General features: G+C 41.4%; 10 protein-coding genes. 4 read left to right on the top strand and 6 right to left on the bottom strand.

What is annotated here, in order from left to right; translation table 11 throughout:
• Positions 1-27 precede the first annotated feature (27 nt).
• Positions 28-426, bottom strand: a complete 399-nt coding sequence (locus FTT70_RS05560; RefSeq protein WP_004975323.1) for an outer membrane protein assembly factor BamE — start codon at positions 424-426, stop codon at positions 28-30.
• A 118-nt stretch (positions 427-544) separates the two neighbouring features.
• Here FTT70_RS05560 and fur point away from each other — a divergent pair, with 118 nt between their 5' ends.
• Positions 545-982 (top strand): ferric iron uptake transcriptional regulator, encoded by a 438-nt coding sequence (fur, locus tag FTT70_RS05565; RefSeq protein WP_004975325.1) that lies wholly within the window; start codon positions 545-547, stop codon positions 980-982.
• A gap of 72 nt (positions 983-1,054) precedes the next feature.
• On the opposite strand, the gene FTT70_RS05570 is transcribed toward fur, so the two are convergent.
• Both FTT70_RS05570 and FTT70_RS05575 read right to left on the bottom strand, forming a co-directional pair.
• Entirely contained in the window at positions 1,055-2,173 is a 1,119-nt protein-coding gene (locus FTT70_RS05570) for a PilT/PilU family type 4a pilus ATPase (protein WP_104852406.1), read from the bottom strand.
• A gap of 21 nt (positions 2,174-2,194) precedes the next feature.
• Positions 2,195-3,232 carry a type IV pilus twitching motility protein PilT gene (locus FTT70_RS05575; protein ID WP_004975327.1) on the bottom strand — a complete coding sequence of 346 codons (1,038 nt, stop codon included), beginning with the start codon at positions 3,230-3,232 and terminating at the stop codon, positions 2,195-2,197.
• A gap of 124 nt (positions 3,233-3,356) precedes the next feature.
• On the opposite strand from FTT70_RS05575, the gene FTT70_RS05580 reads away from it, so the two are divergent.
• Positions 3,357-4,046: a YggS family pyridoxal phosphate-dependent enzyme gene (locus FTT70_RS05580; protein WP_180168388.1), complete on the top strand. Its 690-nt coding sequence runs from the start codon at positions 3,357-3,359 to the stop codon at positions 4,044-4,046.
• 360 nt (positions 4,047-4,406) lie between these two features.
• On the opposite strand, the gene FTT70_RS05585 is transcribed toward FTT70_RS05580, so the two are convergent.
• The 3 genes from FTT70_RS05585 to FTT70_RS05595 all read right to left on the bottom strand — a co-directional run bounded on the left by FTT70_RS05585 (position 4,407) and on the right by FTT70_RS05595 (position 9,693).
• Complete coding sequence (locus tag FTT70_RS05585; protein WP_004975329.1) at positions 4,407-4,682, bottom strand: hypothetical protein; 276 nt, start codon at positions 4,680-4,682, stop codon at positions 4,407-4,409.
• A 139-nt stretch (positions 4,683-4,821) separates the two neighbouring features.
• A complete protein-coding gene (locus FTT70_RS05590) occupies positions 4,822-8,433 on the bottom strand; it encodes an AAA family ATPase (RefSeq protein ID WP_180168389.1) in 3,612 nt (1,203 codons plus the stop codon).
• Between the two features lie 9 nt (positions 8,434-8,442).
• Positions 8,443-9,693 (bottom strand): exonuclease SbcCD subunit D C-terminal domain-containing protein, encoded by a 1,251-nt coding sequence (locus FTT70_RS05595; RefSeq protein ID WP_180006036.1) that lies wholly within the window; start codon positions 9,691-9,693, stop codon positions 8,443-8,445.
• 481 nt (positions 9,694-10,174) lie between these two features.
• On the opposite strand from FTT70_RS05595, the gene FTT70_RS05600 reads away from it, so the two are divergent.
• Together FTT70_RS05600 and FTT70_RS05605 are read left to right on the top strand one after the other, a co-directional pair.
• Positions 10,175-10,621: an ABZJ_00895 family protein gene (locus FTT70_RS05600; protein ID WP_004975337.1), complete on the top strand. Its 447-nt coding sequence runs from the start codon at positions 10,175-10,177 to the stop codon at positions 10,619-10,621.
• A 136-nt stretch (positions 10,622-10,757) separates the two neighbouring features.
• Positions 10,758-11,675, top strand: coding sequence for a TIGR01777 family oxidoreductase (locus FTT70_RS05605; protein ID WP_180008630.1), 918 nt, complete (start codon positions 10,758-10,760; stop codon positions 11,673-11,675).
• Positions 11,676-11,683 lie beyond the last annotated feature (8 nt).

Below are 11,683 nucleotides of genomic sequence, written 5' to 3' on the forward strand. Positions count from 1 at the left end.
GAGGGGTTTCTTTTTATTCTAAAGCGGCTATAGTGGTGGCGCGTTGAGAATCGCTTCTTTCGATCCTGGTAGGCCTGGTTGAGATTCTGGAATCGTTTCCAATCCTTCAACTTTTTCTACAATACCATTTTGATTGAAAAAGATTTTCAAATGCTGACCATGCGCGGCAGGGATCTTGGCTTTTTTAGCATAAGTTCCTGGGATATAGTTGTAAATGTAGTCCCAACGTAATGGATTCATCGGGTCGGCGATGGTAGGACTGCCCAGCAAAAAGCGGACTTGTTGATGACTCATACCGACTTGGACTTTAGACGCTTGAGCTTGGGTTAAAGGTGTACCCTGTGGAATATCGACTTTATAAACGCCCAAGGTCGAACAGCCTGCGAGCAGTGAAGTGACCAATAACGTCAACATGATTTTTTGCATTTTGCTACACTATCCCAAATTAATTATGATGCATTTGATCTTGATCCAGTGTTAGATCATACTGCATCTTAACTTTGTTGCATATTCCAACTTTAATTTTGTTGAGAGACCTTTTTTCATGCCTATTTCAAATCAAGAATTACGCAAAGCTGGACTTAAAGTTACCCTTCCACGAATTAAAATCTTAGAATTATTAGAAAATTCAAAACAACATCATTTAAGTGCAGAAGATATCTACAAAACTTTACTCGATCAGGGTGAAGATGTGGGTTTAGCAACTGTGTATCGTGTGTTAACACAGTTTGAAGCTGCAGGCATTATTGAGCGTCATAATTTTGAGAACAATCATTCTGTGTTTGAAATTATGCAGGAAGATCACCACGACCACTTGGTTTGCTTGAACTGTAGCAAAGTGGTTGAATTTATTAACGATACCATTGAAAAAGAACAGCATGATGTAGCTGAAAAATTTGGTTTTGAGCTCACAGGGCACTCGCTGAATTTATATGGTTATTGTGATGCGCCAGAATGTCGTGAAGCCTTACGCAAGAAATAATTTGCTGTAAGCATAAAAAATAGGCTTCCGTATGGAAGCCTATTTTGTTTGTGTTTAAGCGTTGTTGTGATGTTATTGCCCATCGAAGGTAATATTCGAAGTTGCATGTAACAAGCGCTCGCCACCTTCTTCTGCAAGTTTGATTTGTAGACGCAAATCGTTTGGCGAGTCGGCGTGTTTAAGTGCATCTTTGTAGCTAATTTGTTTGGCTTTATAAAGATCGTATAACGCTTGGTCAAAGGTTTGCATACCCAACTCACGTGAACGCTTCATCAGGTCTTTAATTTCGTGCACATCACCTTTACGGATTAAATCTGCAATCAGTGGTGAGTTAATTAAAATTTCAATCGCAGCACGACGTGAGTTGCCATCAATGGTTGGAATTAACTGCTGTGCCACAATTGCTTTCAGGTTTAGCGACAAATCCATGAACAACTGGTTATGACGGTCTGCTTCAAAGAAGTGAATAATACGGTCAATTGCTTGGTTAGCGTTGTTGGCGTGTAGGGTGGCAAATACCAAGTGACCTGTTTCGGCAAAGGCAATTGCATAATCCATGGTTTCGCGGGAACGAATCTCACCAATCAGAATTACATCAGGCGCTTGACGCAAGGTATTTTTTAATGCGATTTCAAAGGAGTCGGTATCAATCCCGACTTCACGTTGGGTAATAATACAGCCCGCATGTTCATGCACAAATTCAATCGGGTCTTCAATGGTGATGATATGACCTTTGGAGTTTTGGTTGCGGTAACCAATAATAGACGCCAAAGAAGTCGATTTACCTGTACCAGTCGCACCTACAAAAATGATGATGCCACGTTTGGTCATCGCCAAATCTTTGAGAATAGGTGGCAGTTTCAAGTCATCCATGGTCGGGATTTTGGTTTCAATCCGACGGAGTACCATGCCCGGCTCATCACGTTGTTGGAATGCGCTGACACGGAAACGTGCTGTTTTTTCACGGTTGGTAATCGCAAAGTTACATTCACGGGTTTCGGCAAATTCCTTGCGCTGTTTTTCACTCATAATTGAGTTAAGCAGCTGACCGACAATTTCACCTGTAAGTTTACTTTTGGCTACAGGCACAATTTGTCCATGAATTTTCATGGAAGGTTCAACATCGGCTGTAATAAACAAGTCAGACGCTTTTTGCTGAATCATTAAATTCAGTAAATCATTAAAGTCCATCGCGTATCTCGAATTTTAAACTTATAAGAATGATTCAGGCTGTTTTGCAACCGTACGAGCCGTTTGTGGGCTAATCACACCGCGCGATACCAAGTTTTTCAAACTCTGGTCAAGGGTGGTCATACCGTAGTTGGCACCAGTCTGAATTGCCGAGTACATTTGAGCTACTTTGTTTTCACGAATCAGGTTACGCACTGCAGGAATACCAATCATGATTTCATGCGCAGCTACACGACCACCACCATTTTTCTTGAGCAGGGATTGTGAAATGACGGCTTGTAAAGATTCAGACAACATGGCACGTACCATGTCTTTTTCTTCGGCAGGGAATACATCAATCACACGGTCAATGGTTTTTGCTGCAGAGGTGGTGTGTAGCGTACCAAATACCAAGTGACCCGTTTCAGCAGCAGTCAGTGCCAAACGAATGGTTTCTAAGTCACGCATCTCACCCACTAGAATAATGTCAGGGTCTTCACGCAGTGCCGAACGTAATGCTTCGTTAAAGCCATGCGTATCACGGTGTACTTCTCGTTGGTTAACCAAACATTTTTTAGATTGGTGTACAAATTCGATTGGGTCTTCGACGGTCAGAATATGGTCGTAGCGATTGTCATTAATAAAGTCAATCATCGCGGCAAGTGTGGTTGATTTACCTGAACCCGTTGGGCCTGTCACCAATACCAAACCACGTGGATATTCACAAATATCTTTAAAGATTTGTCCCATGCCTAAATCTTCAAGGGTCAAAACTTTAGAAGGAATGGTACGGAATACTGCACCTGCACCACGGTTTTGGTTAAATGCGTTCACACGGAAACGAGCCACGCCTGGGACTTCAAAAGAAAAGTCCGTTTCTAGATTTTCTTCATAATCACGACGTTGTTTATCATTCATAATGTCGTACACTAATTTGTGTACTTCTTTATGTTCTAATGCTGGTAAGTTAATTCGACGAATTTCACCATCCACACGAATCAGTGGTGGCATGCCCGCAGATAAGTGTAAATCCGAAGCGCCGTTTTTAGCGGAGAACGCCAATAATTCTGTAATATCCATGAAAGTCCCCGAGATCAATTAAATCTTAATTATTTTGATAGAATAATACGGCTTTCCATCAGCTTAACCAACTGTTAGTTGCTGGACAAGGTAAAAAAAGATGAATGAAATGAGAAATGCATCAATGAATAATCTGCAGCTTATGCGCACTCAGGTTTTGCAACAAATTCAACAGGCATGCCAGTTGGCACAGCGCGAGCCAAATACGGTGCAATTGTTGGCAGTGTCTAAGACTCATCCGAGTGAAGCCTTGCGTGAAATGTATGTGACAGGGCAGCGCGCTTTTGGCGAAAATTATTTGCAAGAAGCTTTGGATAAAATGCAGGCCCTGAGTGATTTAGAAATTGAATGGCACTTTATTGGGCATGTGCAGCGCAATAAAACCAAACATTTGGCAGAAAAATTTGCATGGGTGCATGGGGTAGATCGTTTGATTATTGCCGAGCGTTTATCGAATCAGCGCGATGCTCAACAAGTGCCCCTGAATATTTGTTTACAAGTAAATATTGATGCGCAAGACACGAAGGATGGTTGTCAGCCGAGCGAAGTTGCAGAATTAGTCCGACAGATCAGCCAATTACCGCATTTAAAACTACGCGGTTTGATGGTGATTCCTGCACCTGATCATCCTCAAGCTTTTCAAGATGCCAAACAATTGTTTGATGCAGTGAAAGCACAACATGCACAACCTGAAGATTGGGATACTTTGAGTATGGGGATGTCGGGCGATTTAAATGCCGCAATTGCAGCAGGTTCAACTATGGTACGGATTGGTACAGCATTGTTTGGCGCACGTGACTATTTCAAGGCTTAATTGCTAGATGAACAAAGAATCTGCCAAGATTTTGCAAACATTATCTTGTACGTTTTGGCTGACATGAAATGCGGAAATTTGCGGCTAGTGCTGAAGGTTGGATTTTCTTAATATGAACTTATCGGGAAACAGGGAGTTTCCTAAATAAGAAGAATAAGAAATAGAATAACACGGAAGTGCTTGGTACGACAGGAGTTATACCAAAAACTGAATCTAGAAAGCCTCGACAGGATGTCGAGGCTTTTTTAGTTATGTATGCTGTAAAGCTGTCAAAGTTTTGGCTTGTGTAGATTATTTTTAATAACCTTCACTATTTTTAGAAAGCGCCACTCCCGTCCAGTAAATAGGTGAAGTAGACATTCAAGATTTATTTTCTATCCAGATTCGAATACGGGCAATCAGTAAAAATAGCAAAAAACAGAACTGAAAGAAGCCTGTGAAAATGATGGTCCAACCGCTATTTCCAGGTGTTTTTCTTGCATCCAACTCAATGACTAAAGTGCAGACGGTGAGAATGATTTCAAAAATTAAAACCGCTTTAAAAACCCAAGGTTTAGGGAAACGTATTAACCATGTGAGAAAAATAATACTTAAACTGGGCAATACAGCAAAGAGAATAATCGTTTTTATATCCATAAAATTAAGTACTTAAAGTGTGTGTGATTTTAAAATAAATTCAATACAACTTCATGGAAGCCTAAAATCTGAAATCTCACAGTCATCTCAATAATTCTTCAATCGACAAATAATCTTCAGATTTTAGGCAGTATTGGCTTTAACCCACCACATTGACTTCACTTGCCCCTGCACCCACTGGTTTGACTTGAATTTGCACAGGAATTCGTTCGTGCATTTCCTGAATATGCGAAATCAGCACCACTTTACGTCCCTGACTTTGCAGATGGTCTAAGGCATTCATCACCATGTGCAAGGAAGTCGGGTCGAGAGTGCCAAAGCCTTCATCAATAAATAGCGATTCCAGTTTCATTGAGCCAGATGCCATATTGGCAATTGCCAGTGCCAAAGCTAAAGAAACCAAAAAGGTTTCGCCACCCGATAAAGACAGAACAGGGCGAATTTCACTGTTCATATCTAAATCAATAATCGCCAACCCCAAACTGTCAGGAATACGATGCAACTGATAACGCGAACTCAGTGGCAGCAATTGCTGATTGGCGTATTCCACCAAAATATCCAAGTGATGTTCTTGAGCAATTTTCTTAAATTTCGTACCTTCTTTATGCCCAATTAAATCGTAAATACGTCCCCAGCGGTATTCTTCAGCTTTGATACTTTCAATTTGAGTTTGATAGGTAGCAAAAATCCCTTGATTGGTGCTATTCAGGCGTAGCTGTGCCTCAATCTCATTATAGTTTTGCTGTTGTTTGGCTTTGTCTGTTTGCAGCGCTGCCAGTTGCGTGGTGACCTCGTCAAAACTCAGTTGTGGCTGTTGCTTTAAGTGTTTTTGATATTGCTCTTCCAATGTTTGCCAAGCCGTTTTAGCACTCTCCAAACTGTTTTGTTGTTGCTGCAGCATGTTGCGTATTTGCTGATGTTCGGCATAAGAAATCTGTAAACATTTATCAATGATGCTGGCTTGAAAATGCGTGTGTGTCGCTTGCCACGTTGCAATGTGTTGCTGACATTCAGTGTGTTGCTGCATGCGCTGTTGAATTCTACTATCCAAACCATGTTTTTGCAGTTGTAAGTCTTTTAACACCTGTTCTGCTTGATTAAGTACAGTTCGTTGTGTGCTAAGTGCAAGATTGAGTTGCTGTTGTTGCTGATCTAAAGCCTGCTGCCATTCTTGATAGGTCTGATATTCACATCCCGCATGAGTTCTTGTAAGCTGCTTAATTTGATCACGCAGCTCACTTCCTGCAGTTTTAATCTGCTGCAGTTGTAGGGTTTTCTCTGCATGTTGCTGTTGTAAAAATAGCAACTTTTCTTGCACTTGCTGCTGTTGTTGAGTCAGTTGTTCAATCGTTTTGCTCAGTTGAACTTGCTGCTGCTGCAAGTGATGACGTTGCTCTAACTGTTGTAAGGCATTTTGATAGTATTCAATCGGTTGATTGAGCCAAGCGTGTCTTTGTTCTGCATCTAAAAGCGACAAAATAGGCTGTAAACGCTGAGCGAGGTCTTGGCGTTGTTGAATAGCATATTTGAGTTGTTCTGCCTGCTGTGCAGCATTGCGCCATTGTTTCAGGGTATCGTTTGCTTGTTGAATACTCTGCTGCAAGTGTTGAGTGGATTGATGTGTTGTTGCCCAATGTTGCTGTACGTGTTCAATTTGCTTTGCAACAGGTAGCGCTGCATCCAAATCTAAAGATAAGGATGTTGCAAGCTGTTGCACCAATGTCTGTTGTTGTTCAAGTTGCTGTTGCAGTTCAAGACTGCGTTGTTGTTGTTGATGATAAGTTGCATCGTATTGACTGCGAGCACGCTCCAATTGTTGTAGCTGTTTTTGCGCATGCTCAAATTCAGTTTTGGCCTGCTGCAATTGCTGATCCTGCAATTGGTTTAAAGCGTCACTGAGTAAATTTTCATGCTGAATAAACGGATGTTCATGGCTGCCGCAGACCATACAGGCTTCATTCGGTTTTAATTGGGCACGTAAATCCTGCACACTTTGATGCTGCAATAAACGCTGCTGTTCAAAAATCTGCTGTAATTGTTGCAAGGCTTGTTCAGTAATTTGCACTTGCTGCTGTTGGGTTTGAATTTGAGTCTGTGTCTGCTGTTGCAGACTTAAAGTTTCTTGCTGACGCTGTTGTAACTGCTCAAATAGGGTGGTCTGTTGTTGCCATTGTTCAAGTGCCTGTTGCAAGCGCTCTAAAACATGCACACTCTTTAAAGCATGTTGTAATTGCTGTTGCTCTGCCGTGAGTTGCTGCTCAAGTTGTTCAGGATGTTGATATTGTTTTTCCCAAACCAACAGTTGTTGCTGTGTATGTTGTTGTTGCTCAATTAAAGTATCTAATGCAGATTGGAACAGCGTAGGGTTTTGCTGACGTAGCTGCTGTTCAAGCTGCAAATAATCTTGCAGACGTTGCAACGTAAGGGCTAAATTATCATCAAAATTTGCCCATGCCGCAGTCTGTTTGAATTGCTGTTGTAAATGTTGCTGTTGTTGTTGCTCGGTTGCAAGTTGAGTCGTCAGTTGCTTCAAATTATTTTGCACAGGCTGAATTTGCTGCTCTGCAAATAATTTTTGTGCAGCATCCAAAGCGGTATATTGTTGAAGTTTGCTAGAAATTTCATGTTGTAACTGTGCCGCAATTTCAAGTTGTGGTTTCAATTGTTCAACATGCTGCTGCCATGCCTGAAGGTCTTTTTCCGCTTGCTGTTGCTGACTAATCGCTTGCTGTTGTGCGTATTCCGCTTGTTGCAAGTTTGGTTCAAATTTCAAAAGCTGCTGATTCAGATTTTTTAGCTCGGTATCTGCTTGCTGACGCAAGACAAATTGCTCGCGGATGGTTTGAAATTCATCTAAATGTTTGAGCAATTGTTTTTGAGAGGCGAGTTTAAGATCGGCATCGACTTGAACATCATATATTTCTTTTTTAGCTTGGGTGCTGGCATAGAGTTCATAGCAATCTTTGTGCCATTTCACATCATTTTCATACAGTTTTTCGGTTTGGGTCAACAAAGCTAACTGCTGATTCAGTTCATGTTTTTGGGCTTCTAAACCTTTCAGTGTTTCCTCGCCGAGGAGCACCACATGCCCCATGACATTTTCAAGATCTGTCCTTTTTTGTTTAATTTCGCTAAATTTAACGGCTGCACGTTTACTGACTTCGGTAAAAATTTGCGAATTGGTTAAATATTCGAGTAAATCTGCCCGTTCATGGTCTTTAGCTTTTAGAAATGCCCCGACTTCCGATTGTGCCAATAATACTGCGCGTGTGAATTGTTCAAAACTAAGGCCAATCAGTTGTTCTACAATTGGCGTAGCTTCAGAAATTCTTTGATTTAAAACCCGTTGCTCATCTAGGCAGGTAATGGCACGTTCAACTTTTAAGTTTCCATCCACTTTGTTATGTGCACGGCGAATTTGCCAACGTGCCGAATAGCGTTTTTGATCGAGCGCGATAAATTCAAGTTCTGCAAAGCCAGAAGTCGTACCACGACGTAAAATATGTTTAGAGTCTTTTAAGGAAATTTCTTTGCCTGCGGTATCGGTCAGACTGCCTGTAGCACCTCTCAAACGTGGAATTTCGTCATAAAGTGCCAAACACATGGCATCCAGCAAAGTCGATTTGCCTGCACCAGTTTTGCCCGTAATTGCAATTAAACCTGCCTGTGCCAGTGGCTCATCTTCAAAATTGATGACATGCGTGCCTGCCAAAGATGCCAAATTATTTAAACTTAAACGTAAAATTTTCATGGCAAATCCTTAAGCTTTATTCTGATCAAGTTCTTGTTGGGCTTCGGCCAAAAGCTGTAAAAAATCTTGGCTCACTTCTGGGTCAGGTTGATAGCCCATTTTTTCCCATAAATCTAAAAATAATTTTTCAGGCGTAGGCGGCTCTAAATCAATTTTTGATTGTTGCACGTTCGAGTTTTCACAGTTTTGAAAGCGTCGTGCAATGCGCAGTAAACGATAGCGGTTGGCAGGCAGTGCTTGTTCAATTTGTTGGCGTAAATCAATGGGTGGCGGGGCATCGCTGATATATTCAATTTCTAAAAAATGCCGTGCGCAAACTTCTGCAATTTCATCTTTTGGCAATTTATTCAGTTCGGTGATTAATTCAGAAAGTTCACAGCGAATCCGAAGCAGCTCTACCGTACGTGGAATAAGCAAGCTTTCATATTGGAAACGCTGTGCATCTGCCTGTAATGGATCAATCCTAACTTCAAGGACTTGGTGTTTATAATTCAGCTCGCTAAATGATAAAGGGATGGGTGAGCCGCTATAGCGAATGTGTGGCTGTCCGACCTGTTGCGGTTTGTGTAAGTGTCCGAGTGCGACATAGTCAATCACCTCATCAAACAGCGCAGTCGATATGGCTTCTTCATTCCCCACTACAATTGGGCGTTCTGAGTCGGAAGTTTCGCCACCTTGCATGTGTGCATGTGACATTAAAATCAGGGCTTGATCGGGTTGTTTACGGGCTTTGGCTTCTGCAATCAGTTGTTGATGTAAGTAAGCAACAGCAGATTGATTGTCACTGCTATGTTCATTTAAACCTGTAATTTCTGCACTGCGTAAATAGGGCAGGGTCAGACACCATGCCACAATATTTTGCGCAGCGTCATAAATAGGCACTAGGAGTTTATCTAAATCTAATTTTTGCTCGGCTGTTTTACCAATCACGCCCACAGCTTTGGCGTTGAAGCGGTCTAAAAAGGGTTCAACTTGCTCAATGCGATACCCAGAGTCATGATTGCCTGCAATCATTAAGGTTTGCATGTGTGGAGCAAGCACATGCGCATCGGTAAGGAATTGATAGAGTTGTTTCTGAGCGCTCGAAGCAGGATTGACCACATCAAAAATATCGCCTGCTATGAGCAGGGCATTCGGCTGTTTGCTTTTAATTTGAGTTAAGAGCCAATTTAAAAATTCAGTATGTTCATATTCACGTTCATGGTGATGGAAAAATTGCCCCAAATGCCAATCAGAGGTATGTAAAAAATGAACAGCCATGCGTGTTCCAATCTTGATGTTGAATTATGGGATAACTTAACATAACTGAGCGCAACACTGCGGCAAAAAACCAGTTTTCTGCTTTTAAAGCGACAATTTAGGTCGCAGAGATTTTAAAGAGAAGGGAAAGTAAAATCTGTCGTGATCTGTATAGAAAAATATAGAGAGTTAAAATACTGATGTTAGAAAGGCTAAAAAAAGACCTTAAAAAATAAAGACCGACGATTCGAGTGATGATGAAATCGTCGGTCAAAGAAAAACTTGCGATACAGTAAAGCTTTGGCTGCTGTTCAAAGCATGACTGTATGCGATTTATTGCTTTAGTCAGGTCACCGAAAATATTGTGGATGCCATACACATTAACGGTTGTTGTGACCTTGTAGCCTATATAACGTCAGGCTTTTGTATTCGGTTGACAATTTCATGAAAAAAAAATCAATTTTTTTTATACTAGGCTGAATCTTTTGTCTGAGTCATCTTTATGGTATCGCTAAGCCGTTATTTTATCTGGTTTTTCTTGTATTGCTTTGTGATGACCTGTATTTGTGGCGTATTGGCTGCATTATTACCTGCGGGTGTAGGCGGGATTTTAACTGCGGTGCCTTATTTGGTTGCCATGATTTTAGTGCTGTATAAGTTTTTAAAACAACAACGCCGTGCGCCGAATGACAAGGAACGCAAGACATTTACTTTAGGATTTAGCCTGATTTTTTGGGGCTATAACTTGGCGTTTTTATTATTAGGTTTGGCGATATTTTCTCGCCAAAACCCAAGCATTTGGCAAGATTTTTTACAGTATTTGCAACAGCCACAATTTATGAGTGTGGTGGTGATCATGTTCTTGTTGATCGCAATTCCATTGTATCTGCTGACCTATTGGTTTTATGGTAAACAGGCACAGCGTATGGCAGTTAAAATGTTTGGTTGATAAAAGAAGTTGTTAATATCTGATTTTCTTCAAATATACATGATCAGTTATGTGATGATGATTTGCTCAGACTTGAACATTCAGTCTAAATCACGTATAGCTAAAACTATATTTTTCATCATGCTGAGATTGGAAGATGCATAAACCTTTGGTACTGGTAACAGGGGCAAGTGGTTTTATTGGTTCACAATTGTTGCCATTTTTATTGCAACAGGATTATCGGGTGGTGGGGCTAACCCGACAGCCCAATCGAGTATCCAAACATCCACAATTACGCTGGATTCAGCAGTTAGATGAACTCGACACCGACCAAATTGATTATGTGATTAATTTGGCGGGAGAAAGTATTGGGCAGGGCAGATGGACAACAGAACGCAAACAAAAATTGCTCGATAGTCGAGTTCAGACCACACTGTACTTATATCAATATCTTGAAAAGCGCCGTATTTTCCCCAAGTGTATTATTTCAGGCTCGGCAGTGGGGTATTACGGAATTGACCCGCAGGAACAATGGTCAGCAGTATGTACCGAACACAGTGCAGCACAAGATATTTTTATGTCGCAACTGTGTCAGCAATGGGAACAAGCTGCTTTAAGCTTTAGCCAGCAAAATACTAAAATTATGCGCTTGGGCGTGGTGTTTGGGCGCGGTGGTGGCATTTTACCGCAAATGTTATTACCAATTCGTTTAAATGCCGTCGGGCGGATTGGGCATGGACGGCAGCCTGTTGCATGGGTGCATATACAAGATGTTTTACAGGTCATTCACTGGTTAATGACGCAACCTGTAGACGCCAAAATTTTGAATGTGGTTGCACCTGAAAAAACCAGTCAGCAAGACTTTGCCGAAACCGCAGCTCGGCTTTTAAAACGTCGTCCATTTTTGGTGTTACCTGCTTTTGTCTTGCGTTGGTTATTGGGCGAGCAATCGCAATTGGTGCTGAATGGGCAATATGTTAAACCACAAGCGTTAGAACAAGCAGGCTATTGCTTTCAATATCCAAAACTTGAACAGGCGCTAGCGGCTTGTCTGGGTGCATCATCCTCTACTTAAACAGAGGA

Origin of the sequence: Acinetobacter sp. YH01003 (assembly GCF_013420525.1) — a bacterium.
Classification (GTDB): Bacteria; Pseudomonadota; Gammaproteobacteria; order Pseudomonadales; family Moraxellaceae; genus Acinetobacter; species Acinetobacter towneri.